Origin of the sequence: Chengkuizengella sediminis (genome assembly GCF_010078385.1) — a bacterium.
Classification (GTDB): domain Bacteria; phylum Bacillota; class Bacilli; order Paenibacillales; family KCTC-33759; genus Chengkuizengella; species Chengkuizengella sediminis.
Map to the genome: position 1 here is coordinate 423,529 of NZ_SIJC01000001.1, position 24,167 is coordinate 447,695.

The window sequence follows — 24,167 nt, forward strand, 5'->3', positions numbered from 1 at the left end:
CTCCAAGTTCCAATCAACATATAAAAAACCTTATATTATCGTACCATAACTTTTAATTTTGTAAAAATGAATATGTGATAATATTTCGAAATAAAACAAATAGAATGTTAAACTATTCACCATAAAGAAAACTCGCCGATTGGCGAGTTTAAAACTTTTATTGAATGAACAATAAATATCTATTAGAGGTTGTTCAAAAAACCATGAGCTTTTTGAAAAAGCATCATTATTGTGCTAACAATAGTTTTACTTCTATATTACCGCGTGTTGCTTTCGAATAAGGACAAACTTGATGAGCCGCTTTAACTAACTCCAACGCCTGTGCTTGCTCTATACCTTCAATTTTCACTAATAATTCAGCTCCTATTTTAAAACCTCCATCTGGATCCTTACCAATCGAAACTTTTCCTGTAACAGCAGTAGATTTCACTTCAACTTTCTTATTTCGGAGTACTACTTTTAATGCACTATCAAAACAAGCCGAATAACCTGCAGCAAATAATTGTTCTGGATTCGTAGCATGGCCACCAGGTCCTCCAAGCTCTTTTGGTGTTTTTAAATCTAGATTAATCACATGATCATCTGAAATCACTTTTCCATCTCTTCCCCCTGTTGCAGTAGCAGTCGCAGTGTACAATACTTCCATGTTTGTTACCTCCACATTTTATTTAAAGTGTACAAATATCACCGTTTATTTTATGCAGTTTTCAAAGATCTAATCATATGGAAGAATAACCTATATTATCTGAAAGAGGTTGTTCAAAAAGTCCCCTTTTGATCACGAAGTATCTCGAGGAGGTTTACTCGACATCGAATCTGACATTCACCTTTGAAGTCCAGTGCTCATGTAGAAATACCCTACACTCCGCTCCAGCTTCTGCAGGTTCAAGCCACCTTCTCGGTGCTGAAAAATGGACTTTTTGAACACACACTGAAAGTAAAAAAGGTGAAAATTCATTTTATTTTTGGTATACTCTAGCTTGTTTAATATTAATTTAATTTTGAAGGAATGAAGCAAGCTGATGAATCAACAACATCGTACCCCTCTATTTACATCATTAATTGAACATGCACAAAAAAAACCTTATCAATTTCATATTCCTGGTCATAAAGCAGGGGAAGGTATGGATGAACAATTTAAGGACTTTATTGGAAGCAACGCTCTCTCCATTGATTTAATTAATATTGCACCTTTGGATGATCTCCATCAACCTACTGGCATTATTCAGGAAGCACAGCAATTAGCAGCAGAAGCTTTTGGAGCAGATTATACCTTTTTTTCAGTACAAGGTACTAGTGGAGCGATAATGACGATGATTATGTCCGTATGTGGACATGGTGATAAAATCATCGTTCCAAGAAATGTTCATAAATCAATTATGTCTGCAATCATATTTGCAGGAGCAAAACCAGTTTTCATCTACCCTACTATGGACGAAAAATTAGGTATTGCACATGGGATTACAACTCAATCGGTACAAAGAGCTTTAGAAATCCATCCAGATGCAAAAGCAGTACTTGTCATCAACCCGACCTACTTTGGAATTGCAGCAAACTTAAAGGAAATTGTTGATATAGCACATTCTTATGCTATACCTGTGTTAGTAGATGAAGCTCATGGTGTGCATATTCATTTTCACGAAAAGCTACCTCTATCTGCGATGCAAGCTGGAGCAGATATGGCAGCAACTAGTGTTCATAAACTTGGAGGGTCTCTCACACAGAGCTCAGTTTTGAATGTGAAAGAAGGACTGGTTGATGCAAAAAGAGTTCAATCCATTATGAGTATGTTAACTACAACATCAACTTCATATATCTTATTGGCATCATTAGATACTGCCCGTAAAAACTTAGCTATTAATGGAGCTCAGATGGCATCTTTAAGTTTATCTTTAGCTGATCATGCTAGGAAACAAATTAATGAAATTAAGGGGTTTTATTGTTTTGGCGAGGAGATACTTGGAAGTGAAGCAACTTATGATTATGATCCAACCAAATTAACGATTCACCTGCAAGGAATTCAACTTTCTGGATATGAAGTTGAAAATATATTAAGAGATGATTATAACATCGAAGTAGAATTAAGTGATATGTATAATATTCTTTGTATTATCACTCCAGGTGATACGATTGAAAAAATAGATGGATTGATACAATCTCTTCAACATCTCTCTGAAAAATACTACAACCAAAAAGAATTAAAGAATTTATTTGTAAAAACACCAGAAATCCCGCAGTTATCTCTCTCACCACGGGATGCCTTTTATGCAGATACTGAAGTGATTGAGTTTCAGGAATCTGCAGGCAGAATTATTGCTGAATTTATTATGGTATATCCGCCTGGGATTCCAATATTATTACCAGGTGAAGTTGTGACACAAGAAAACATTAATTATATAAATGAACACTTAGAGGTAGGTTTACCGATTCAAGGACCTGAAGATAAAACAATTAAAAATGTGAAAGTTATCGTAGAAACATCAGCCATTCGTTAATTTTAAACCCTTAAAAGGTGAGGGGCTCTGAGGACATGAAAATAAAGGATCAGTATTGAGCAATATTCGGTACAGAAGGTATTCTATGTTTTAAAAAATCTGAAAGTTCCTCAGCCTCCACCTCGTTGATGCTAAATATACGTTGTAAATAATCTAAGTTATCTAAATCATCAAAGCATAATAGTGAAGATCTTCCTGTTTGCATACACACTACAAGTGGCTTACCAAAAAAATTATCTGTGTAAACAAAAGCAAAATCATAACGAAAATTTTCAGAAGTAAATCCAATAAAATTAACATGTGTATTCTCATTTACATCATATAATTTATCGAACATACCTTACACCTCCTATTATTTTCTGAATATTGTTTACAATTTATTATATCATAATTTTTGACTTTATTTATAATTATTAATAAATAGTAACACTTTATTCATATCTATAAGATATTCGTTGTAAAAGTTACCTTCTGATGTTATGATGTTTATGAAAAAAAGCTTGTTAGTTCGGTATTAAATAAGGCGGGTGTCTAATTTGAGTCAAAGCGCATACATAAAATTCAAAGAGAAATCAACGGTAACGTCTATAACTTTAGATGAAGTGAAAGCGCAACTATTAACTTATAAGGAACAAATGAATAATACGGGGCAACAATTGGGATGGGATTATGGTGAGGCTGCATTTCCCTATACAATGGAAGCAAAATCGGATTCAGAAGGAAAATGGTTTTATCTTAAAGGAATCAATCATCTATATAAGTATATTATCGTAGGGGTTGGCAATATGACTCAAGATGATGATGAACAGTCATACATTCAAGTTGTATTACCCGATGGTTGCACTCATGGAGATAAAGCAAAAGGAAATGAATTGTGTAAATATTTAGGAAAACAATTCAAAGCTGAACTTCAATTATTTAATGGACGTAAAATGTATTATAATCCTCGTAAGTAGAGTTTTTATAAAGTTACAGTCAAACATAAACTCACTGTTTCTATCAAAATAAAAAATGTTCATTTGCATTCTTAAAAAACCGTTTAATGAATACAAAATCATTAAACGGTTTTTATTTTTTATACTTTTTTGTTTTCTTCTGCAACAATTTCCTCATAGATGGCTACGACTCGTTGCCATTCATCATCACTTTCAATTGGCTCAAGAAAATTCTCTTCGCCTTCTTCAACCAATTTAAAGATAACTCCGTCACCTTCTGGATTGTTATTATCAATTAATACAGCATACTGATCATCAACTACTGAAAATGTATAAACAATCGACATTTCATATTCATTGCCTTGATCATCCGTAATAATAAAACTTTGTTCATCATCTTGATGGCTTAACTCGTCCGTCATTTAGTACCTCTTTTCTAGTAGATGTTCATCATACTATGTGTTTTGTGTATTTCTCATAATTTACGTATGTACACACATATCGTAACATGAACAGTTTATGAAATCAATTTGCATTAATTTGCAGTAAACACTTTTTGACCTACAAGAGAAAACTCATCGCTTTCAGTCAATTTCATATAAACATTTACTGTATATTCACCTGTGATTTTAGCTGTGAAGTTAATGTTTGGGGTATACAACCACATATTCTCATTTTGTTCAGTCAAATCTGGCTCAGTATAATTATAAACAATAGAACCATTAGGATCAATAATTTCATATTTCAGAGAATCTATATCTGTTAATAATGTATCAATTTGCGTAAAGATGAAAAACTCATTTTCATCGTTTTTAGGTACTGTACCAAATGTTCCAAATTGCCCATCTTTTAATCTAGTTAATAATGATACTTGGACATTTGGTTTGTAAATGGAAACAGTATCTGTAGCTGCATTATATTCAACCATAGCTTGAAGTTTATTTGCTATATCTCGAACTGGTAACATTGTCGTCCCTTCAATATTTAAAGCCGGTTTAGATAACAGTTCTCCATTGACTTGGACAGAAATTTCCTTTCCGCTGTATTGTTTAATTTTACTGTCAGCGACAACAGTGGCAGCCCCTAAAATAGAAAGGCCTACTATAAGTAAAAACGTGCGTTTGAATTTCATACTTTGTCAAACCTCCAAATAATTTCTTCTTAATAATGTTATACTCTCATATCAAACCAGAGTTGCGATAAATACTTAATTTTTTTATTGTATTAAGGAGTGATTGTTTTTTCGATCATCATATGTCACATCAGCAAGATATTTTATTAAAAAATGAAATGACTTTATTTGTGTACTCTACTGGATATTGTTGAAAGGAACGGACATGTACTTCACATTTCGTTTTCCAAAATTCAAATTGGTCAGGATGTTTGTTGAACATCCTTTCACTTTCCGTATAAGAGATAGATTGATCACCCTCACTATGGATAAATAATATAGGTCTGGGGTAAATTGCATCCACAGATTTGATAGGTGAAACCTCCTCTGGTTTAATTCCAATTAGAGGTCCTAATATATTCATAATTAAAGGTGTGAATATAGAATTAGGTAGATTAGACCATGTTGCTAAATTAGTTCTTAAATAATATTTCAAATCATGATAAGGACTATCAGCTATAAGTCCAGCTACAGAAGGCTCTTCAGCCGCTGCTTGTATTGCAGTAGCAGCACCCATGGATACACCAAGCAAACCTACTTTTCCTTCTTTATTTTGTTGTATCCAATCTATTGCTCCTAAAACATCATATTTTTCAAGCTGCCCTAAAGTGGTTAAACCTCCACTCGATTCACCTGAATTTCTTAAGTCAAATAAAAGAACATTGTATCCTGCTTTAACTATGGATTGAGCTAATGATAAAAATGGAAAATTGTCTTGCTCCCTATTTTTTGTATAACCATGGACAAAAATGATGGTCATCTTAGCAGGTTCTGTTGAATGGTTAGGTATAAACCATCCCTTTAGTTTAGTTACTTGATCTCTACTTTTGAATTCAACATCTGTATATTTAAGGTCATATCTCATAGGAGAATCTAAGATAGATTGTTTTTGGGGATGTGATAAGTTCCAACCTACATACATGGCAATTGAAAAACACCCTAACCCAATGAATATAACAATACTGATGGCTATAATCATTATGATAACAACTCCCTCATTTATACGCTTTATTTTATCATTAAAGCATCTAGTTTTTCTTCACATTTGTTTTTTAATACGGAAGGCATTATCTCACAATGATGTTCATAACCTTCAAAAACATACATAATATGAACATTTTTGTTACTTAAAATTTCTTCAACCACAATTTTACAGCCAATTTGTTTTATTCTTTTTTTTATACGTATATGATCGTGAAGCACCACTTTATGTAAACGATCAAGAAATGTATTCCAAAAGCGATTTAACTTCATCGATTCTGTTGTTTTTTTATCAAAATCCATTGCTTTTAACAAATACAATGAAACTATATATTCATTTATCATTCGATTGATATTTGATTCTTTCATTTTCATCCAACCTTAAAGGGTTTTTCTTTATTAATTATTATATAGAACATATGTTTGATTTATCAATGTTAATATATGCTAAAAGATCGATTTTCATGTAGATAAAATTTTGGGTCTGTATTTTTTACATCATTATGGTAACTTTATAAAGTGAACTTTAATGGATAACAGAGGAAATAGATTGGGAGGAATATGATGACTATACAAATACAAATGATTGGAACTGGGAGTGCCTTTTCAAAAAAATACTTTAATAACAATGCATTGGTTTATGCTGATGATTTCACTCTTTTAATTGATTGCGGCATCACAGCCCCCATGGCTTTACATCAATTAAACAAAACAGTTCAAGAAATCGATGGGATATTAATTACTCATTTACATGCTGATCACGTAGGTGGAGTAGAGGAATTAGCCTTTCAAGCAAAATACTTATATAATATAAAACCAAAACTTTTTATTTGTTCTAAATTATTACCTATTTTATGGGAAAACAGTTTAAAAGCAGGGTTGAGTGATGGACAAGGAAATAAGTTAGAAGATTTTTTTGAGGTCATTCCGATAATTGAAAATGAAAATACGATTATCACTCCATCTTTAAATATAGAAATGATACAAACAAAGCATATTCCAAATAAATTAAGTTACTCATTATTGATTAATGATGACATATTTTATAGCGCAGATATGCAGTTTGATCCTAACTTGCTTGCACACATTCATAAAGAAAGAAATTGCAAAACCATTCTTCATGATTGTAATTTAGAGGAACCTGGAAAAGTCGAAGTACATGCTAACTTGAGCCAACTTTTAACTCTTCCAGAAGAGATTCAAGATAAAATTTTACTTATGCATTATGGGGATAACATGGAAACGTTTGTTGGTAAAACTGGAAAGATGTCATTTATAGAGCAACAAAAAAAATATATATTCCCCAAACAGTGATGAAGAATCACTGATTTCTAACATAAAATAAAATCATCACTCGACATATTGACATAAACAAATGCGGATTTTTTATAACAAAGGGGAATCCTAGTCCTTTGGCCCAATCCAATCGATATCTTACCACATAAAATAACATGAACGTAATCTCGATTGGAGGTGAAATCATGGGACATTTTGACAGAACGACCTGTGATTGTTGTGTATGTCCAATGCAGTGTGTGATGCAACAACTAGTAGGTCAAACGGATGTGGCTATCACTACACCTGTTGGTGATGAATTTAATGTTACAATTAATTCTGTTGATAATTTTATAGCGGATACTTCTGCAGGATTGTACGCTATATGTAATGTCACTGCTGTTGCAAGTGATGCATTAGGAATTGATACTAAATTGAAACCAGTGCGACAGGATAAAAAAGGCGAGTGCAGCTGTTGTGAGGATCCAGCCACAAACGAACTAATTAAATTAATTAATCAAGAGGTTGGCATTGAATTTATAACAAACTCGAGTCTTGTCATGATTCCTGGAACTGTTCTAAAGGTTGGGGAAGGTATCGTTATTAGTGAACTCGTAAGCTCAGAAAAGATAGCCATATCTACTTGTCAAGTTACAAGAATTGATCCAGACCCAGCCTAATGTTTCGTTAATTTTCTCCAGTTCATTAAAATATCAATTTCCCTCTACTGACATTAGTTCGTCTAGCTAAAGTGGGGGGGCTGCATTTTATTCTTTATAATTCCAAAATATATCAGGTTTAAGAACTTGTTTCTTCTCTTTAATTCGATCTGTATATCTAACTAACTGATGAATCATGTTTTCTAACTCACGTTCAACATCTACTGTTTGCTTAAACCCAAGGTTCAGAAGATTTTGATGATCTGGTTGATAATAGTGGTCTTCAAGTTCCAGGCGAGGGTTTTCCAAGTGTTGAATCTGAACGTTTAACCCGAATCCCTCTGCAACTTTCTTTACTTTTTGTGCCAATTCGAACAGACAATATACATTCTGAAACTGATTGAAGACACGATATTCACCTTTCGGTGGCGGATGTTCTAATATTAGTGTTAAACATTGCATCGAATCTTGAAGTGATAAAAACCCACGTTTCTGATTTCCTGAACCATAGATCGTAAGTGGATATTCGATTACGGCTTCACAACAGAACCTATTGATGATCGTTCCAAATGCCTGATCAAAATCCAAACGTGTAAATAACCGCTCATAGTTCCCCATTTCATCAATATGAGTACCAAAGACAACACCTTGCATAACATCTGTTGCCTTCAAGCCCCAGAGTTTACAAGCGAACATAACATTGTTTGATCCATGAACCTTGCTCCAATGATACCATGATCCCGCTTGGCGCGGAAAAGGGAGTTTATCTTTTCGTCCCCTAAACTCGACCTCAAAAAATCCCTCAGGTATGTCTAGATCAGGTGTACCATACTCACCCATTGTTCCAAGCTTTATTAATTGCGCTTCAGGTGACCATTCCTTCATTGCAAATAATATATTAAATGTTGTCGTAATATTATTATTTTGCACAAATACAGCATGATGTACATCAATGGATGAATAAGGTGCAGATGCACACTCAGCAAAGTGTACAATTGCTTCTGGTTGAAATTCCTGAAAGATGTGTTCTACAAAATCATAGTTTCTCAAATCCCCTTCCCAGAATTTAACAACCTCTCCAAAACGCTCTTTTAAAGTGATGAGCCGTTCTTCCATCGACACAACCGGAATAGCACTCCATGAATCCATTTCTTCCACCCACTGTCTACGAAAGAAATTATCAACCCCCCCTACTACATGTCCACGAGCGATTAAATACTGGGTTAATGCCCAACCTAGATAACCATCCATACCTGTAATTAGAACTCTCATATGTAACTGCACCTCCAGTCCTATTTGTTTTCACCAGTTAAAAAATAATTTCTTGGTTTATTTGATCCTTCAAGTTAAAATGGCGAACAAACCATTTAAAATCATAAGATAAAGTTTCATTGAGTTGAGCTCTCCGATCCCAAACGTCACCGTTTTGCAATAGTTTAACTGCATCTTGCATTCGTTTAGGATAGAGCATTGCAAAATATCTAATCATTTGCAAGCAAGCGAGTTCACTTAAATATAAAAGTCCAAACCTGAGATTATTGTGGATCAAATTCGTTCCTAGTCCTTTTAAAAAGATGCTAATTTCTTCAATCGTTTTAAATCGATGATAAACTTGGAGAGATGGGGCTGATACAATCTCAGCACCACTTAACCATGCCCTGATACTAAATTCGGGCTCGGCACCTCCATATATCATCATACCTAAATCATATCCACCAATTCTCTCAAACAACTTTTTGGTAAGAACAGTCCCTGCTGAAGATGCAACTTGAACGAAAGATGGACGATCAACATCCATTTTTTGATTCCACCTTATCCCCATAAAAGGTACGATTAAATGGCTCCCGTAACCTTTAAGATTTGATTTAGGATCACAAATGGTGGCAGCTATAATTCTATTATCTTCTATGTTATTTAACACATAGCTATCCCACCCTTTACTAAAACGTACATGTGCATCGGTTAGAAATATAATGTCACCTTGTGCCTTACTTACACCATAGTTCCTTGCACGTGGAATTCCTACATGCTCATCAAGTCGAAACACCTTAATACAAACTTCAGAAACCTCATCTACTATTTTTTCATAGAAATGATCATCAGAAGCATCATCTACTATAATAAATTCTTTCTCACATGCAGTAACACCGTTCTCCATAATGGACTTGATTGTTCCAACTAAACGATCAAATTCATTTCTTACAGGAATTACAATGCTAATTAACGAATAACACATTGTAACATTACCTCCCCGGGTGGCTCTGAGCCTATTTGTATTCTTCAAATAAAGACGTTAGCTAAAGTTTCCTTGGTCGTTTAACGAGCAGTAAATCAGCACTAGTTAGTGCCTCCAACTCTTTTGTTGTAAGTTCATACATTTTTACGATTTCAACAGGATTATCTTTGAGCAAGTCTAATATTTTTTGATCATTCGAAATATCCTTAAGTATCTGATCGAGTTTTTCATAACTCATAATATCGTCGACTGTTGGTTGTTTAACTAAATCATTTTGTTCATCAACTTTTTGTGTTTTACCTCGAACTTCACTTTTTTTACGATTTTCCATACTTCCTCCTTAGAAAAAATTAAAAATATACAAAAGATATATGTAAATTGTAACAATTTTATTAATGATTATGGCATCGTACAGAGTATGTCGTGTAAAGTTTATAGTCACAAACGAATTAAGGCAAAACTAAAAAACATGAGTCCGATACAATACCGAACTCATGCCCAACAAATTGCCTAATAGTGAATATAATATATTAAAATATAGGTAATTGATCTAAATTATTACTTGGATCTCCATCCGCATCTCCACGTAAATAGGTTTCACCATCTCTTCCTTTAAATGCATTCACACCACTAATATTGCCGTTCTGAACTTCTTGCAAAGCTTGTTGATAACCTAACGTTCGTCCATCGGATGTTTTAAATTCAGTTAAATCCCCATCTCCATTTTTTCTTACAGCTACAATTTCAACACGGTTTCCCTGATTTTGAATATTATTTTCCATTCGACTCATCCCCTTAGTTGAAAAATTGGTGTTGCTGTTAATATGTTATTACACTAATATTTTTTACAGAAAAGAATGATTTATTCTAGAATTTATTTCCGGCTTTTTGTCATCTGTTGCCAAACAGTTCCTGCAGCTTCTTCACCACTTTTAATTCTTTCCAAAGCCATTTTCACTTGTAAACTGACTTCAAATTCTGGATCATTTTCAGCCTCTTCCAACGCAGCTAAAGCTGTTTCATCTCCTACTTCATACAAAAAACGTGCTGCTCTCCAGCGAACTAATTTATTTACATCTTTTAATGCTTGTATCATAGGTTCAATTGCCTGCGGATCACCAATGTCTGATATTGTATCTCCAGCTGTTCTTCTCACAGAAACAGATGTGTCTTTCAAAGCTTCAACCAACAAAGGCAAAACTTCAGCATTTTGAATTTCTCCTAAATAAACCACTGCTAAACGTCGGATTGAAGCTTTAGGATCCTTTAATGTTTTTGAAATTATAGGTAGGACTTCAGCGGTTGGTTCCATCTGATCTAATGCAGCAAATCTTCTGCGCCAATCAGGGTTATCCAATGCCTTTACTGCATCCTCAAGTGTCATTTTTCCAATGATTATAGGGGTATCATCAACATTCGTATGTTGTGCTTGCTGTAACAACCCTTTTATTCTTTCACCATTATAGGATGCATCTAATTCTTCCAACACTTCCATAGCGATGTCCTTAGGCTCTCCATAACGAATCCCCCACTCCTCTAGCTTTCTCTCTTTTATTAAATTTGGAGATGCTAAACCTGCTTCAATGGCAGCATTCGTAAATCTTTCAGGTAAACTTTCCCTTGCTTCTTCCATTTCAGACTTAACTCTAATTTGCATAGGTATCTTTCTAAATGTTTGTACATAAACTTTAACTTCTCCAAATCCTTGATTCATGGAATCAAAATCGTTTACAGCTTGTCCCTCACCAAATATATCCTTCACTTGCTCTAATATTGTTTTCCAATCTGCGTTTGGCACTCGATCAACTGCCAAGAAATCCACGGTGTGAAAGATCGAAGTAACCCCTTTTATATCTAGTATTTGTTTCATCAATTCAGGTGCTTTTTCTTTATTTTCTGAAGTATAAGTTTTTCGTACCCCAGTTGGAAGCGACTCATCTATATTGATTTTCATAGAATTTGGACTCGGTGTAGGTTCAATTGAAATTATTTTCATAAATATTCACTCCTCTAAAAATCTAATGAACTAATAGTGCTAAAAACAACGTATAAAAAAACTTACTGCTGATAAAAATAATATTTATTAATGGGGAGTAGCCAGATGGATGGCACATATGACAATTAAAAGTCATTATCTAGGTTCAAATCCTAGTTCCCCAATCAATTTTTGTATTATAGAATCATTTTTATCTTATCATAATTATAAACAAAATAGAGGTGATAATAAAATGAATTCAAACGAATATCAAATTGCTCAATTAAATAACGAACAAATTGAAGAAATAAAACATTTAGAAAGCAAAATTAAAAATAAATCAGGAGATATCGTCACTTTAGTTGCCTATTCTAATACAAATGAGGATGAGAATACTCAAAAGTAAGATTTACTCATCATGAACATTAAAAAAGAAAAAAAGTTCTTCTAAATTGAAGAACTTCTTTAAATAAAATAAAAAATCCAACTCCCTCTCCAATGCCTAACTACTATGCACAACAAAGTCATTTAAAACAGTATTGGTATATGCATAAAGCGCTGGGGAACCGCCAGTATGAACAAAAAGAATTTGATCATCTGAATTAAAATAACCTTTTCGTATTAAATCAATCATTCCTGCCATTGTTTTCCCTGAATATACTGGATCAAGTAAGATGCCCTCTGTTCTAGCAACTAATTGAATTGCTTCCACCATTTCATCTGTAGGTAAGGAATAACCAGGTCCTACATAATTATCAAAACAAACAACCGTATCTCTAGGAAGTTCTTCTCGAATGCCAACATGTTTTGCAACTAGTTTAGCAAGGTCGTAGATCAATGTTTCTTGTTCATCTTTATTTCGACTTACATTAATTCCTATAATTGGAATCTGACTATTTGTACCAAAAAATCCTGCAATAAGCCCAGCATGTGTGCCTCCACTGCCACTAGCTGTAATCACATGGTCAATTTGAATGCCTTTTTGAAAAGATTGAATTTGAATTTCCTCTGCACAAGCCACATACCCTGTGGTCCCGATTTCATTAGAGCCGCCTCCAGGGATAATGTAAGGCGTTTTCCCCAGTTCCTCAAGATTTTCTTTTACTTCCTCCATTACATATAGCAGATCAGTTCCTTTAGGTACAATAGTAATATGATCGACTCCTAACAGTTTATATAAAAAATTGTTACCACTAGCATCTGGATCATATGTATTTGGAACATGTTCTTCTAACACAAGATGACAACCCATTCCTTCCTTCACGGCTGCAGCTAGTGTTAGTCTACAGTGATTGGATTGAATCGCTCCGCATGTAATTAAAGTATCAGCTCCATTAAATAATGCATCTGCAACTAAAAATTCAAGCTTTCTCGTTTTATTCCCACCAGAAGTAAGACCCAGTAGGTCATCTCTCTTCATATATATAGTAGGACCACCTAAATGTTTTGATAAATTATTTAATGGTTCAATCGGTGTATCAAAATGCGTATATCTTCTTCTTGGAAATTTAGCTAAATTCATCTTTTTTACTCCTTTACTTAAAAATTGTGATATAGAAAATATTAAGATTTTCCATATTTGTAATCTTAAACCTCATAGTAAACATTTTAATGTGAATACGCTAAATTTTCTAATAATAACTACTTATAGTGATTATAAGAAATTATTTTTATACCAATGGTTGAATAAAAATAAATTAAAAAACTAAATGACTATTTTAGTACACTGTAAAAAAATAAGATTTTATCATATAATAAGATTAATTAAATATAGGAGGGTACTAAGATGGAAGCATTAGAGGTTATGAGCCCAATTAGTGGTGAAACGATTGGCTTTGTGAATACTACTCCACTCCATACAACGACTCTTATGTATGATCAAGCCAGACAGGCAAATAGTTCTTGGCAAAACACATCAATTAAAGAACGTTTACAGTACATACGCAGATTAAAACATATTATCGTTGAACAATTAGAAGATGGCATTGATATCATACATCAAGATGCAGGAAAGCCTAAGGTGGAAGCGATTACAGCAGATCTATTTACCGTATTAGATACGATTGCCTATTTAGAAAAACATGCAGCAAAAATTTTGAAAACACAAAAAACAAAAACTCCTATTGCACTCATAGGGAAAAAATCCTACACTTCCTACCAGCCTCGAGGAGTTGTTTTAGTGATCTCCCCTTGGAATTACCCCTTTCAGCTTGCTATGAACCCAGTCATTAATGCTCTATTAGCAGGAAATTGTGTCATACTCAAACCTTCAGAAGTTACCCCACTAGTGGGACAGTGGATGGAAAGTTTATTTGAACAAGCAGGGTTTCCCGAACATGTCATTCAAGTGGCGCATGGTGGAAAAGAATTAGGTGCAAAACTTGTATCTGAAAAACCTGATTATATCTTTTTCACAGGATCGGATAGAACAGGAAAAATCATACAACAAGAAGCTGCGAAGCACCTCATACCAACTTCTTTAGAGTTAGGTGGGAAAGACCCCATGATTGTATTCCAAGATGCTCATTTTGATCGAGCTGTTAGAGGTGCATTATGGGGATCATTAACAAATTACGGTCAAGTATGTATGTCTGTTGAACGCATTTATGTAGAAAAGGAAATTTATGAATCATTTATTCAAGAATTAAAAAATGAACTTCAGAATTTAAAAACTGAACATTCTGATGATGCTGACTTAGGATCAATGACATTTGAAAACCAACTTCAAATAATACAAAATCACGTTACATCTGCTATTTCAAAAGGGGCTAAAATCATTAGTGGAAGTCATCCTAAACTTCATCAACATCAAGGAATGAAAATTGAACCCGTAATATTAACCGATGTTAATCACGAAATGGAAGTCATACAAGAAGAAACCTTTGGACCTGTAATCAATGTCATTCCTTTTGAAAATGAAGAGGAAGCGATTCAGTTGGCAAACGATACTCGATATGGACTCAGTGCGAGTGTGTGGAGCAAAGATCTAAATAAAGCCAAAAGAGTAGCAGCGAAATTAGCTGCTGGGAGTGTTGTGGTTAATGATGTCATTGTAGCCATTGCCAATCCGTACCTTCCCTTTGGTGGTATAAAAGATAGCGGTATAGGAAGGTATCATGCTCAAGTTGGGGTGCAAATTTTTTGCCATCAAAAATCAATTCTGGTTGATAGAGGCATCAAAAAATCTGAGGTGAACTGGTATCCCTATGAAGGGAAACTCCCTCATTTTAAAAACTTTATTAAAAGCTGGTATGGAAAAAGAAAAAATGTGATTAAATTCCTCTCATCCTACATTCAACTTCTTAGAAAATCAAAATGAAAAATTATGAGTTGTACACTTTCATGAAGTGTATAAAAAAGTTGGAGGTTAAAATGATGAAGTATATTAAAGAGTTTTTTAGTATCAAAGATATTCAAATTACTTCTATTACTTTTCTTACCTTACTCCTAATCACATTACTTAACCTAACAAACGGAAAATTGTGGATAGCTATGTTCCTAGGTATTGTTGGATATGCAGTCACTGAATATTTGATTCATCGTTTTTTATTTCATATGAAACCCCCTCGAAAAAACTTTCTATTAAACTTAATGAAGCGTATACATTATCACCACCATGCTCATCCTAATGATTTGAACTTATTATTCCTTCCTGTATGGTATAGCTTTCCAATCTTTATAACTGCTGGTATTATTGTATTTTTCATCACATTTGACCTAATGATAGCCATTGCATTTACAACTGGAGTCCTCGCTTATTTGTTGTATTATGAATGGTCACACTATGTTGCACATCGACCCATCACGCCGCTTACCCCTTGGGGCAAATTCATGAAACGAATGCACCTATGGCATCATTATAAAAATGAACAATTTTGGTTTGGTGTAACCCACCCTACATTTGACGTGTTATTTAATACGTACAAAAATGAAAAAAAAGTAGAAAAAAGTGACACCGTGCGTGATTTGGAAAAGAAACAGTTAAATTCATAAAATCTCCAAGCCCTCAAATGATATTGAGGGCATATAGGTCGCCCCCTCTTGCAAGCTTCGGCTAGTTCAAGAAGGGGTTTTTTGTATTTTAATAGACTTGACGGTCTAGACCTTGAGGTCTATAATTAGTTTATGGATAATTTATACCTTTTCTTTAAGCTAGGAGGGATTTTTTGAGCACAGGTTTTAACAAGGATTTTGAACATAACGAAGCTTTAATGAAAGCATCACTAAATGAGTTCATAACAAGAGGATATGAAAAAGCCTCTATAAATCACATTTTAAAGATGGCAAACATGAGTAAAGGATCATTTTATTATCATTTTAAAAATAAAGAAGATTTGTACTTTCATTTGATTCAGACATTAATTGAGAAAAAACAAGCATTTCTCTCTAAAGCAATGACTGTGGAAGACTACTCTACAGACATCTTTTCTATTTTTAAGACACAGATTCGTCTTGGTATGCAATTTGCGGTAGATTACCCAGATATCAATCGATTTGCAAATAGTTTCGTAAAAGAGAAAGGAAATGACATCTATGAACGAGCATTAAAAAAGTATAATTTTGAAAATAATGATCAAATCAACCAAATGATAGAAGCTTCATATCATAAAGGAGAGTTTAGAGAAAATTTACCGATTGAATTTATTAAACGAATCATTGGTTTTTTGTTCACCCACCTCGGGGAAATAACAGATATAAGCAAACCTGAACATATTGAACAAGAAATGAATTATTTCATAGACTTTTTAAAAATGGGGTTAACGAAGGAAAGGAGAGAATAATGATGTTAGAATTCAATTTTCCTGTTGGTTATCATCATTTCCACAAGACAAAAATCATGGATTTTCAGATGAATCGATGGGTTTCAATGGGATACTCTCGAGTAGAAGATATGATGGATGCAGCCAGAAACATTCAGAAAGTCGATGATTGGAAGGATGAAATGATACGTCAAGCTAAGAAAGCGAGAGTTGAAAATCGAATCATGAACGCTACATTTTATTATCGTGCTGCAGAGTTTTTTACGCTTCCAACCGATCCTGATAAAATGAAAATTTATGATCAATTTATAGCATTATTTTATAATGTGCTCGTTGCAGGTGAGAATATAGAACGTATTTTAGTTCCATACGGTAAACACTTCTTACCCGCAATGAAAGTGCCAGCAAAAGGCAACGTAAAAAAAGGAACACTTGTTATCCACGGTGGGTTTGATTCTTTCATGGAAGAGTTTTATTCGATGGCAGTATATTTCTCTAAACTAAACTATGAAGTCATTCTTTTCGAAGGACCTGGGCAAGGTTATGCTTTGAAAAAACAAGGATTACCACTAAGTTATGAGTGGGAGAAACCTACTTCAGCGATATTGGATTATTTTGAATTGGACGATGTCACTTTATTAGGCATATCGATGGGAGGATGGTTGTGTTTTCGTGCTGCAGCATATGAACCTAGAATCAAACGAGTCATAGCTTCTAGCATTGCATACGACTATATGAAAATACCGCCTCCATTCATTGAGAAGTTTGCATTATGGTTATTCAAACATCCAAACTTGATGGCATGGATGTCCGACTTAAAAATGAAAATGATGCCACAGGAAAAATGGGGCATAGAGCATTTAATGTATATTACACATACAAAAACTCCGCTAGAAAGCGGGTTTGCTATACTCGAATTCAATGAAGAACATTTAAAATCTGAAATGGTAAAACAAGATATACTGATATTAACTGGTGAAAAAGACCATTTCATCCCAGTTAAAATGCACCATTTACAAATTCAAGCTTTAAAAAATGCAAAATCCATTACAGACCGTATCTTTACAGAAAAGGAACAAGGCCAAAATCATTGCCAAGTCGGTAATATGGGGCTTTCCCTTAGTAAAATGGCAGAATGGATGGATGAGAGGGTCTAATCAGTCCCACACTTTATCTAGTTTGTCAGTATAAAAATGAATCGCCCTTTTATAATCAATGATAGATTGATCATTTGTTGTTTCCACAATATTTTTTAGGAGAATTTCCATTGCTTTGTCATGCTCTTTTAGATTAAATAAAGTCATACTATAAAACACCTGAAGTGCTCTATGATTTGGAAATTCTTCTATTGCTTTATGAAAAATATGTTTGGACTTTTCATATTCACCTAGTGTTCTGTATGTACTTCCTAACCCAAGATAAGCATCCTTTAATTCCTCTTTAGATAATCCTAAAGATATTGCCTTTTCATAGAAAGGTACCGCCTCTCTTTCTTTTTCCATTACATCAAAACTCCATGCAACTTGGTAATGAATCGTAGCATCATCAGGATGCTTCTCAACCAACTGCATTAATAATAAATTTGATTCCCCATATTTACCCTCTTCACGTAATTTAACCGCTTTTTCTAGGTTTAAGTCCATTTTTTCATCTCCCCCTTACTATTAATTATGCTATATCTAGCCTCGATTTTTTTCTTATCTAAGCAATGCTTCTCAAAGTATTTCGGCACTCCTCGTAATATATTCAACTATTTTTTGTTCAAGAGATACTTTATGTTTTGGAACGCCTTGGTTTCCAAATAAAATATTAAACTCTAAAATATATGGTTTTTCATTGTCGAAAATCACATCAAATCCAGCATGATTAATCCCTAGTTTCTGAGAAACGTCTAATACTAACCGAAGTGTTTCATCTGAAATATTGTCATACGATACCTTTCCACCTTGTGCTACATTATGATGAAAGCCGCCAGTTTCCTCTACTCTCCAATAAGCAGTTACAACTTCATTCCCAATTACACAAATTCGTAAATCTCGATCATTTGGTATGTACTCTTGAATGTATAAAACATCAACTTTCTCAGCATAGTTCTGAAACTCTTTTTCATTCTGTATTAAAAACACACCTTGTCCCATTGAGTTTTTGATTTCTTTAGCAACAAATGGAAGCGGAAAGGTTTCCATTATATAACGTCTATTTTCATCTGTATTACTTAATATCTCTGTGTATGGAATCTGTCCAGGGCAAACAGTCTTCAGAACACGAGTCATCTCAATTTTGTTATGGCCTAAATGGTAAGAATTAATGCTAGGGAAAATCTTTTTTTTCAATCCATAAACTAGAGAATTTACCTGCCAGTATTCAGGAAATAGGAGCATATCCGCTTCTTTAATCTTTTCGATGTCCTTATACATATTTAGTGGTTTTATATAGGAAATATTCGGAATTCCAATCGTTCTTAGTGGGTTAAAAGTAACAAGTTTCATATGGCTATATCCTCTCTCTTAGTTTCCCTTCAAATTTTAACAGAAAGCAATCATGTCAGCAATGTAGATCCTTCTTAGGCCTAGAAAAAAAGTAGCCAGATATTACAAGACTACTTTTCCTCCAGTCTTCTAGTCTTAATCTTCTCATATAAGTACTATCCATTTGCTTTCTCAACTGATGATATTCTAAATAATTTTTGCCACCATTTTCTCTTTTTATTTCTTGTTGTTTTTTCTATCGAGGATGCTTCGGAAACTTCTGTCTTCAATTTTTCTTCAGATTTTATACTTTCTATACTTTCTTTATTTGCTTCTATTTTCTTTGGATATATATTAGAGTTTTCTTCTAGTTCCTTTTGTATTTCTTTTGTGGGTCCACCTATTCTCTTTGGATTTTCTCTAACCATTTCTTCTACATTCTCTTGTTTTACTGTTTTTAATAAAGTTGAATTTAGAACCTTTTGATTGTCACTCATTTCCTTTAAGGCTGTCAAAAAAAGTTCATCTCTTCTTTTTATTGTATGGTCTAAATTTTTTAACTGGTGATCAAGTTTATCAACAATTTTACTCATTTCCTTAGAAAAACTTTTTTCTTGAATTTGGATATTTCGCCGTCCTTCTAGGTGCATATTTCCAATCGTATTAGGTTCTAACATTTCTATTCTATCTCTGTTATTTGTTTTTATAGACTTAATCTCAGTATCGTAAAATGAATGTCTTTTTAAATTGTGTTTTACTTTATGGTGATCAAGTTTTGTAGATACTGTAAAAACAAGGTCAAGTTGAACAGTACCTGTACAGTTCTCTGTCATAGGACCTATACATAAGATATCCACTCGTATGATATCCGCTAGTGTAGTTGTAAAAGATGATCTTGGATCAATTTCTGTAATCAGAGGTGTCATGGAAGATAAGATTTCAATCGCTACTTGTATCGTACATGTCTCACTAGTATTCACAATAGTAATGGCACCAGAGGGCAATGAAATTCCACTTGTTTTTTCACCTACAAAAATGGGTGTAGGCATTGTATCATCACAGGCTTTGTTGATAGGAATACAGCGACTGATCTGAAGCGTTCTTTTACTTGATTTTTTCTTGCACTTTTTTTTAGACTTTCTTTTTTTACGAGTAGATTTTGTAGAGCAATGAACATTGACGTTTACACAACAATTATTCTTCTTAATTTTACTCAAAGCAATCACCTCCTAGACAACTGAATTGGTTATTATGTACCATACTATTACCCTTATCACTTATTTGATTTAGGACAATCGCACATTTGTTAGAAAAATTGGCGAATGACACATGGGAATTGCCCTGTATTTTAGTAGCAATAGAGATTTATAGGAATATACTACATTAAATAAACAAGCACCCACATTACTAGAATCTAAAAAGTGAGATAAGAATAACCAATGAGTTAGGAAGTGATATAACATGTTCATTAATCGATTTACAACAAATACTTGTGGTGCGATGACGTTTACGGGTAATACTTTAGGCTTAAGTCAACAAACAAACCAAAATGCGGCCGGTACAGCAGGAAGTATCGGAGCTTTTATTACATTAGATACCAGTCAGCCTATAGTAGATGCCTTTCCACTAGATCCTTTCCCACTTGGTGGAATAGCTACAACTACACTTTCTATTAACATAAATAGTTCCGCAGCAAATTTAGTGATCCCAGCGGGCAGCACAGTACTTTATGCAGAATTAATCTGGGGAGGGAACTATTTAACAAGAGATCAAGATATTACTGGTTTAATTAATAATGACGTTATTTTCACAGTTCCAGGTGGAGGCGTTTTTCAAGTATCACCTGATCCGCTAACAGCTAATGCACCTACTTTTATAAGTGGAAGTGGTAATACATTAGGCTTTTATATGCGTTCAGCAAATGTAACAAATATTGTGCAAAACTTTGGGGCAGGTCAATATGCGGTAGGGCAGGTTCCAGGACTAACAGATCCCTTATTGGCATCGACAAATAATACGAACCATGCTGGATGGACACTTGCTGTTATTTATGAAAATTTCCCACTGTTCTCTTTCCGTAATATGACTCTTTTTGTCGGAGCTCAAGGTGTTGTAAACGCTACGACAAACCCTACCATTGATGTACCTGTTGCTGGTTTTGTTACTCCTCCAGCAGGAGCAGTAGCAGCCAGGGCGCTGATTAGTGCTGGAGAAGGAGACGCTAATATTACAGGGGATCAATGTCTATTTGGTCCAACTGTAGCGACTCTAGTAAATTTATCTGGTCTTCCTCCAAATAACCCAGCAATGAATTTTTTTGGATCACAAATTGAAGATGATTCAGGTGCGGTAGATATGTCTGGTACTTATGGATCTAGAAATCAAATGCCTGGGACTCCAGGAATGAACATAAGTGCTGGACGTCAGGGATGGGATATAGCAAATGTGGATGCTTCAGGTGCATTAATTAACAACCAAAATGCTGGAGTTTTCAGATTTACCTCTACTCAAGATGCCTATATGCCGAATGCTTTGGGGCTGCAAATTGATCAACCTGAAAGCACATTAAATATAGAAAAAAGTGTAGACAAATTTCTTGCTAACAAAGGAGATATATTAACTTACACGATTGAAATTACAAATCCGGGACCTTCCATTGCGACAAACATTGTTTTAACAGATATCGAACCTGTTGGGACTGATTTTATAGAAAATAGCGTGAAGATTAATGGGATTCTACAACCTGGAGCTGATCCGAATGCTGGAATAGAATTAGGGGATCTTGAAGCCGGAGAAACAATCACAGTTCAATTTAGAGTGAGGGTCACAGCAGGTAAATGTTTTGTCACCAATATAGCAATTGTGAGATTTAGCTGCAATCAAACAGCGGAAAGTAATCAAGCACTGACTACGATTTGTCATCATTGTCCAGGTTGTGCGAGTTGTTCAAAAAAAGTGCATTAAATACATTATAAAAATGAAACGGAATTTACACATTATTATTAAAATAGATTTAATTATGAATTTATAAATGTGCGTTTGTTCTAGTAGATCTATTTTATATCAAAATGTTTTAGATAGATCCCACATTAAAAAGCATGCTTAAATATCCCTATTATATTTACATAGGGATTTTTGATATGAAAATGTGCTTTTTATCCAGTAGATTCGCACATACAGCCAGTACCCATCCTTCATATATTATTTTATGAGGTAATTCAATACACCTCAAATAGACTAAAAATATAAGGAGATGTTTTATAATGAGTTGCAATAGTTATAAAAGTGACGTTTGTTGTCCAATCTCGTGTGCTGGTATTGATTTATTCCCTTCACAGTTAATTTTAATTAAAAGATGTACACCGATTCGAAATATGTGTGATGGAGATGCAGAGGCTACCTTATTTACAACAACAATAACAGCAACTTCACAGCTACCTACCGGGATGATAACGATCACAAACACTAGTACAGAGTGTACAATGACAGTTACAGTTACAGATGCTGGAGTAGATACAGATTATGATGTTGGTCCTCGAGATGCAATAAGTGTGCTGGTAGCCAGTTTATCTTCAGTAACGTTAACATGTAATGGAATGGTAATGGAAGCATTCTGTATAGGTACATTCGAAGCTGACTTACAATATTCTATCAGCAAATAATTTTAATCGATTGTATGACTTATATAATATATCAGTTAAAAATGATTCAAAACACATATCAATCCCTATTGAATACAATAGGGATTGATATGATTTAATACAAGGTATAGAATTAATGACTAGTCAATTGATCAATTGATTTATTTAAAAAATGTGTACAACTTATATAAAATGCTCATCAGACGTCCCTATCCTACAAGATAGAATTATTTTTTTATATTTGGTAAAATAAAGATAATTTTTTTCATATAATTATAATTAAAACAGAGAAGTGATCTATTGAATAAGTCAAAAATTCATCATTTAGGGAGGATATAACCATGGATAATCAAAAGGATACAATAGAGCGAGTTCGAACCATCATTAAACGAAGTTCTAATATCGTTTTTTTTGGAGGGGCTGGTGTATCTACAGAAAGCAACATCCCTGACTTTAGATCCAAACAAGGTTTGTTTCAGCAAGATCGTTCAGTTGAAGAGATTGTAAGTTCTAGTTTTTTCAAAAAGTATCCAGAAGAATTTTATTCATTTTATAGAGAGCATTTGATACATGAAAATGCGCTGCCTAATCCAGCCCACCAGTCATTAGCACGTTTAGAACAACAAGGAAAAATAAAAGCAGTAATCACCCAGAACATTGATGGGCTTCATCAATCTTCTGGGAGCCATATCGTTCTTGAATTACACGGTTCCGTACATCGAAACTTTTGTATGGATTGTGAAATGTTCTATGCACTAGACAAAATAGTAAATCATGAAGAAACCATTCCTAGATGTGAACAATGTGAAGGAATTATTAAACCTGATGTTGTTTTATATGAGGAAAGATTAGACGAAGATATTCTTGATAGTGCTGTAGACTTTATTTCAAAAGCCGAGGTACTCATCGTTGGAGGAACTTCCCTTAGTGTATACCCGGCTGCTGGATTGATTGAATATTATAGAGGGGACCACTTTATTCTAATTAATAAAGCACCAACTCCCTATGATTCTAGAGCAAATTATGTTATTTATGATCATATCGGAAAAGTTATGAGTCAGTTCGTTTAGTTCATTAATAAGTTGGTGCCTATAGTAAAATAACCATAGTATCATTTTCTCTAAGTTTTAATGAGGGAAATTTATAACCGAGTTACTGGCTTATTTTCATTTCAACTAGCGAAGGATTAGGATACCAACAATTGTAACGATCATCGCTCCAAAAGCTACTACAACGCCCGCCCAAGCTGGAACAATGGACTTATTGTTCCTTTTATCCAGACGTAATTCATCTATTTGTGAGTTCAAATCATCTATTTCTTTATCTCTTGCTTTGAACATTTCATTAATCTCGGGTCTTGGAACAAAACTCTTATTCCAAGTATCTAGTTTTGTATCCATTTTAACAACTACGTCACGTATCGATTTGAGCTCAGCTTCTAATTTTGCCATGCGTTCAATATCTTCTTTCTCCATGTTCATCTCCCCCGTTTCTATTAAAAATTTCTATTGTTTTTATATTGTTATTCTTTATCATATGATGCTTATGAGTAAATGGACTGGATGGATGTC

28 protein-coding genes are annotated in these 24,167 nt (G+C 34.0%); 12 read left to right on the forward strand and 16 right to left on the reverse strand.

The genetic code is table 11. The features are described from left to right. Nucleotides 1–226: 226 nt before the first annotated feature. Nucleotides 227–646, reverse strand: coding sequence for an organic hydroperoxide resistance protein (locus EPK97_RS02050; protein WP_162034932.1), 420 nt, complete (start codon nucleotides 644–646; stop codon nucleotides 227–229). A 376-nt stretch (nucleotides 647–1,022) separates the two neighbouring features. Between EPK97_RS02050 and EPK97_RS02055 the strand changes: the two genes are divergently transcribed. Further along, the gene (locus tag EPK97_RS02055; protein ID WP_162034933.1) at nucleotides 1,023–2,495 is read left to right on the forward strand and encodes an aminotransferase class I/II-fold pyridoxal phosphate-dependent enzyme; all 1,473 of its coding nucleotides are present in this window, start codon (nucleotides 1,023–1,025) and stop codon (nucleotides 2,493–2,495) included. 49 nt (nucleotides 2,496–2,544) lie between these two features. Here EPK97_RS02055 and EPK97_RS02060 read toward each other — a convergent pair whose 3' ends face one another. Beyond that, the gene (locus EPK97_RS02060) at nucleotides 2,545–2,832 is read right to left on the reverse strand and encodes a DUF3055 domain-containing protein (RefSeq protein ID WP_162034934.1); all 288 of its coding nucleotides are present in this window, start codon (nucleotides 2,830–2,832) and stop codon (nucleotides 2,545–2,547) included. Nucleotides 2,833–3,031: 199 nt separating this feature from the next. Here EPK97_RS02060 and EPK97_RS02065 point away from each other — a divergent pair, with 199 nt between their 5' ends. After that, the gene (locus EPK97_RS02065; RefSeq protein WP_162034935.1) at nucleotides 3,032–3,451 is read left to right on the forward strand and encodes a DUF1885 family protein; all 420 of its coding nucleotides are present in this window, start codon (nucleotides 3,032–3,034) and stop codon (nucleotides 3,449–3,451) included. A 119-nt stretch (nucleotides 3,452–3,570) separates the two neighbouring features. On the opposite strand, the gene EPK97_RS02070 is transcribed toward EPK97_RS02065, so the two are convergent. The 4 genes from EPK97_RS02070 to EPK97_RS02085 form a co-directional block, all read right to left on the reverse strand. Continuing rightward, nucleotides 3,571–3,852 (reverse strand): DUF1292 domain-containing protein, encoded by a 282-nt coding sequence (locus tag EPK97_RS02070; protein WP_162034936.1) that lies wholly within the window; start codon nucleotides 3,850–3,852, stop codon nucleotides 3,571–3,573. A 113-nt stretch (nucleotides 3,853–3,965) separates the two neighbouring features. Continuing rightward, the gene (locus EPK97_RS02075; RefSeq protein WP_162034937.1) at nucleotides 3,966–4,562 is read right to left on the reverse strand and encodes a stalk domain-containing protein; all 597 of its coding nucleotides are present in this window, start codon (nucleotides 4,560–4,562) and stop codon (nucleotides 3,966–3,968) included. Nucleotides 4,563–4,692: 130 nt separating this feature from the next. Beyond that, complete coding sequence (locus EPK97_RS02080) at nucleotides 4,693–5,580, reverse strand: alpha/beta hydrolase (RefSeq protein ID WP_162034938.1); 888 nt, start codon at nucleotides 5,578–5,580, stop codon at nucleotides 4,693–4,695. 29 nt (nucleotides 5,581–5,609) lie between these two features. Continuing rightward, nucleotides 5,610–5,951, reverse strand: a complete 342-nt coding sequence (locus EPK97_RS02085) for a YhjD family protein (RefSeq protein ID WP_162034939.1) — start codon at nucleotides 5,949–5,951, stop codon at nucleotides 5,610–5,612. A gap of 195 nt (nucleotides 5,952–6,146) precedes the next feature. On the opposite strand from EPK97_RS02085, the gene EPK97_RS02090 reads away from it, so the two are divergent. Next, entirely contained in the window at nucleotides 6,147–6,896 is a 750-nt protein-coding gene (locus EPK97_RS02090; protein WP_162034940.1) for an MBL fold metallo-hydrolase, read from the forward strand. A gap of 167 nt (nucleotides 6,897–7,063) precedes the next feature. Further along, nucleotides 7,064–7,537 carry a hypothetical protein gene (locus EPK97_RS02095; RefSeq protein WP_162034941.1) on the forward strand — a complete coding sequence of 158 codons (474 nt, stop codon included), beginning with the start codon at nucleotides 7,064–7,066 and terminating at the stop codon, nucleotides 7,535–7,537. 87 nt (nucleotides 7,538–7,624) lie between these two features. Here EPK97_RS02095 and EPK97_RS02100 read toward each other — a convergent pair whose 3' ends face one another. The 5 genes from EPK97_RS02100 to EPK97_RS02120 all read right to left on the reverse strand — a co-directional run bounded on the left by EPK97_RS02100 (nucleotide 7,625) and on the right by EPK97_RS02120 (nucleotide 11,748). Next, a complete protein-coding gene (locus EPK97_RS02100) occupies nucleotides 7,625–8,788 on the reverse strand; it encodes an NAD-dependent epimerase/dehydratase family protein (RefSeq protein WP_162034942.1) in 1,164 nt (387 codons plus the stop codon). A 37-nt stretch (nucleotides 8,789–8,825) separates the two neighbouring features. Next, nucleotides 8,826–9,752 (reverse strand): glycosyltransferase, encoded by a 927-nt coding sequence (locus tag EPK97_RS02105; protein WP_162034943.1) that lies wholly within the window; start codon nucleotides 9,750–9,752, stop codon nucleotides 8,826–8,828. A gap of 61 nt (nucleotides 9,753–9,813) precedes the next feature. After that, nucleotides 9,814–10,083: a hypothetical protein gene (locus EPK97_RS02110; RefSeq protein ID WP_162034944.1), complete on the reverse strand. Its 270-nt coding sequence runs from the start codon at nucleotides 10,081–10,083 to the stop codon at nucleotides 9,814–9,816. Between the two features lie 199 nt (nucleotides 10,084–10,282). Then, nucleotides 10,283–10,543 carry a DUF3892 domain-containing protein gene (locus EPK97_RS02115; protein ID WP_420826764.1) on the reverse strand — a complete coding sequence of 87 codons (261 nt, stop codon included), beginning with the start codon at nucleotides 10,541–10,543 and terminating at the stop codon, nucleotides 10,283–10,285. An 83-nt stretch (nucleotides 10,544–10,626) separates the two neighbouring features. Beyond that, on the reverse strand, nucleotides 10,627–11,748 hold the full coding sequence (locus tag EPK97_RS02120) for a conserved virulence factor C family protein (protein ID WP_162034946.1): 1,122 nt from the start codon (nucleotides 11,746–11,748) through the stop codon (nucleotides 10,627–10,629). Between the two features lie 232 nt (nucleotides 11,749–11,980). Here EPK97_RS02120 and EPK97_RS02125 point away from each other — a divergent pair, with 232 nt between their 5' ends. Continuing rightward, entirely contained in the window at nucleotides 11,981–12,133 is a 153-nt protein-coding gene (locus EPK97_RS02125; protein WP_162034947.1) for a hypothetical protein, read from the forward strand. A 96-nt stretch (nucleotides 12,134–12,229) separates the two neighbouring features. Here the strand turns inward: EPK97_RS02125 and cuyA are convergent, their stop codons facing one another. Further along, entirely contained in the window at nucleotides 12,230–13,249 is a 1,020-nt protein-coding gene (cuyA, locus tag EPK97_RS02130) for a D-cysteate sulfo-lyase (protein WP_162034948.1), read from the reverse strand. Nucleotides 13,250–13,513: 264 nt separating this feature from the next. Between cuyA and EPK97_RS02135 the strand changes: the two genes are divergently transcribed. The 4 genes from EPK97_RS02135 (at nucleotide 13,514) to EPK97_RS02150 (ending at nucleotide 17,644) form a co-directional block, all read left to right on the forward strand. Further along, on the forward strand, nucleotides 13,514–15,046 hold the full coding sequence (locus EPK97_RS02135; protein WP_162034949.1) for an aldehyde dehydrogenase family protein: 1,533 nt from the start codon (nucleotides 13,514–13,516) through the stop codon (nucleotides 15,044–15,046). A gap of 56 nt (nucleotides 15,047–15,102) precedes the next feature. Next, on the forward strand, nucleotides 15,103–15,720 hold the full coding sequence (locus tag EPK97_RS02140) for a sterol desaturase family protein (RefSeq protein WP_338075639.1): 618 nt from the start codon (nucleotides 15,103–15,105) through the stop codon (nucleotides 15,718–15,720). A gap of 173 nt (nucleotides 15,721–15,893) precedes the next feature. Next, on the forward strand, nucleotides 15,894–16,508 hold the full coding sequence (locus EPK97_RS02145; protein WP_162034951.1) for a TetR/AcrR family transcriptional regulator: 615 nt from the start codon (nucleotides 15,894–15,896) through the stop codon (nucleotides 16,506–16,508). A 2-nt stretch (nucleotides 16,509–16,510) separates the two neighbouring features. After that, nucleotides 16,511–17,644: an alpha/beta fold hydrolase gene (locus tag EPK97_RS02150; RefSeq protein ID WP_162034952.1), complete on the forward strand. Its 1,134-nt coding sequence runs from the start codon at nucleotides 16,511–16,513 to the stop codon at nucleotides 17,642–17,644. On the opposite strand, the gene EPK97_RS02155 is transcribed toward EPK97_RS02150, so the two are convergent. From EPK97_RS02155 to EPK97_RS02165, 3 genes are all read right to left on the reverse strand, one after another. Beyond that, a complete protein-coding gene (locus EPK97_RS02155) occupies nucleotides 17,645–18,130 on the reverse strand; it encodes a tetratricopeptide repeat protein (RefSeq protein WP_162034953.1) in 486 nt (161 codons plus the stop codon). Between the two features lie 72 nt (nucleotides 18,131–18,202). After that, nucleotides 18,203–18,976 (reverse strand): ATP-grasp domain-containing protein, encoded by a 774-nt coding sequence (locus EPK97_RS02160; RefSeq protein WP_162034954.1) that lies wholly within the window; start codon nucleotides 18,974–18,976, stop codon nucleotides 18,203–18,205. Nucleotides 18,977–19,131: 155 nt separating this feature from the next. Then, nucleotides 19,132–20,172, reverse strand: a complete 1,041-nt coding sequence (locus EPK97_RS02165) for an S-Ena type endospore appendage (RefSeq protein ID WP_162034955.1) — start codon at nucleotides 20,170–20,172, stop codon at nucleotides 19,132–19,134. 244 nt (nucleotides 20,173–20,416) lie between these two features. Here EPK97_RS02165 and EPK97_RS02170 point away from each other — a divergent pair, with 244 nt between their 5' ends. The 3 genes from EPK97_RS02170 to EPK97_RS02180 all read left to right on the forward strand — a co-directional run bounded on the left by EPK97_RS02170 (nucleotide 20,417) and on the right by EPK97_RS02180 (nucleotide 23,666). Beyond that, nucleotides 20,417–21,919, forward strand: a complete 1,503-nt coding sequence (locus tag EPK97_RS02170; protein ID WP_162034956.1) for a DUF11 domain-containing protein — start codon at nucleotides 20,417–20,419, stop codon at nucleotides 21,917–21,919. Between the two features lie 299 nt (nucleotides 21,920–22,218). After that, the gene (locus EPK97_RS02175) at nucleotides 22,219–22,617 is read left to right on the forward strand and encodes an S-Ena type endospore appendage (protein ID WP_162034957.1); all 399 of its coding nucleotides are present in this window, start codon (nucleotides 22,219–22,221) and stop codon (nucleotides 22,615–22,617) included. Between the two features lie 320 nt (nucleotides 22,618–22,937). Beyond that, nucleotides 22,938–23,666, forward strand: a complete 729-nt coding sequence (locus EPK97_RS02180; protein ID WP_162034958.1) for an NAD-dependent protein deacylase — start codon at nucleotides 22,938–22,940, stop codon at nucleotides 23,664–23,666. 105 nt (nucleotides 23,667–23,771) lie between these two features. On the opposite strand, the gene EPK97_RS02185 is transcribed toward EPK97_RS02180, so the two are convergent. Continuing rightward, nucleotides 23,772–24,071: a hypothetical protein gene (locus EPK97_RS02185; protein ID WP_162034959.1), complete on the reverse strand. Its 300-nt coding sequence runs from the start codon at nucleotides 24,069–24,071 to the stop codon at nucleotides 23,772–23,774. Between the last annotated feature and the right edge of the window lie 96 nt (nucleotides 24,072–24,167).

Excerpts from the sequence above, each read along its gene's own strand:
- EPK97_RS02050 (WP_162034932.1), bottom strand. The coding sequence starts at position 646 with ATGGAAGTATTGTACACTGCGACTGCTACTGCAACAGGGGGAAGAGAT.
- EPK97_RS02055 (WP_162034933.1), top strand. The coding sequence starts at position 1,023 with ATGAATCAACAACATCGTACCCCTCTATTTACATCATTAATTGAACAT.
- EPK97_RS02060 (WP_162034934.1), bottom strand. The coding sequence starts at position 2,832 with ATGTTCGATAAATTATATGATGTAAATGAGAATACACATGTTAATTTT.
- EPK97_RS02070 (WP_162034936.1), bottom strand. The coding sequence starts at position 3,852 with ATGACGGACGAGTTAAGCCATCAAGATGATGAACAAAGTTTTATTATT.
- EPK97_RS02075 (WP_162034937.1), bottom strand. The coding sequence starts at position 4,562 with ATGAAATTCAAACGCACGTTTTTACTTATAGTAGGCCTTTCTATTTTA.
- EPK97_RS02080 (WP_162034938.1), bottom strand. The coding sequence starts at position 5,580 with ATGATTATAGCCATCAGTATTGTTATATTCATTGGGTTAGGGTGTTTT.
- EPK97_RS02085 (WP_162034939.1), bottom strand. The coding sequence starts at position 5,951 with ATGAAAGAATCAAATATCAATCGAATGATAAATGAATATATAGTTTCA.
- EPK97_RS02090 (WP_162034940.1), top strand. The coding sequence starts at position 6,147 with ATGACTATACAAATACAAATGATTGGAACTGGGAGTGCCTTTTCAAAA.
- EPK97_RS02095 (WP_162034941.1), top strand. The coding sequence starts at position 7,064 with ATGGGACATTTTGACAGAACGACCTGTGATTGTTGTGTATGTCCAATG.
- EPK97_RS02100 (WP_162034942.1), bottom strand. The coding sequence starts at position 8,788 with ATGAGAGTTCTAATTACAGGTATGGATGGTTATCTAGGTTGGGCATTA.
- EPK97_RS02105 (WP_162034943.1), bottom strand. The coding sequence starts at position 9,752 with ATGTGTTATTCGTTAATTAGCATTGTAATTCCTGTAAGAAATGAATTT.
- EPK97_RS02110 (WP_162034944.1), bottom strand. The coding sequence starts at position 10,083 with ATGGAAAATCGTAAAAAAAGTGAAGTTCGAGGTAAAACACAAAAAGTT.
- EPK97_RS02115 (WP_420826764.1), bottom strand. The coding sequence starts at position 10,543 with ATGAGTCGAATGGAAAATAATATTCAAAATCAGGGAAACCGTGTTGAA.
- EPK97_RS02120 (WP_162034946.1), bottom strand. The coding sequence starts at position 11,748 with ATGAAAATAATTTCAATTGAACCTACACCGAGTCCAAATTCTATGAAA.
- EPK97_RS02125 (WP_162034947.1), top strand. The coding sequence starts at position 11,981 with ATGAATTCAAACGAATATCAAATTGCTCAATTAAATAACGAACAAATT.
- cuyA (WP_162034948.1), bottom strand. The coding sequence starts at position 13,249 with ATGAATTTAGCTAAATTTCCAAGAAGAAGATATACGCATTTTGATACA.
- EPK97_RS02135 (WP_162034949.1), top strand. The coding sequence starts at position 13,514 with ATGGAAGCATTAGAGGTTATGAGCCCAATTAGTGGTGAAACGATTGGC.
- EPK97_RS02140 (WP_338075639.1), top strand. The coding sequence starts at position 15,103 with ATGAAGTATATTAAAGAGTTTTTTAGTATCAAAGATATTCAAATTACT.
- EPK97_RS02150 (WP_162034952.1), top strand. The coding sequence starts at position 16,511 with ATGTTAGAATTCAATTTTCCTGTTGGTTATCATCATTTCCACAAGACA.
- EPK97_RS02155 (WP_162034953.1), bottom strand. The coding sequence starts at position 18,130 with ATGGACTTAAACCTAGAAAAAGCGGTTAAATTACGTGAAGAGGGTAAA.
- EPK97_RS02160 (WP_162034954.1), bottom strand. The coding sequence starts at position 18,976 with ATGAAACTTGTTACTTTTAACCCACTAAGAACGATTGGAATTCCGAAT.
- EPK97_RS02170 (WP_162034956.1), top strand. The coding sequence starts at position 20,417 with ATGTTCATTAATCGATTTACAACAAATACTTGTGGTGCGATGACGTTT.
- EPK97_RS02175 (WP_162034957.1), top strand. The coding sequence starts at position 22,219 with ATGAGTTGCAATAGTTATAAAAGTGACGTTTGTTGTCCAATCTCGTGT.
- EPK97_RS02180 (WP_162034958.1), top strand. The coding sequence starts at position 22,938 with ATGGATAATCAAAAGGATACAATAGAGCGAGTTCGAACCATCATTAAA.
- EPK97_RS02185 (WP_162034959.1), bottom strand. The coding sequence starts at position 24,071 with ATGGAGAAAGAAGATATTGAACGCATGGCAAAATTAGAAGCTGAGCTC.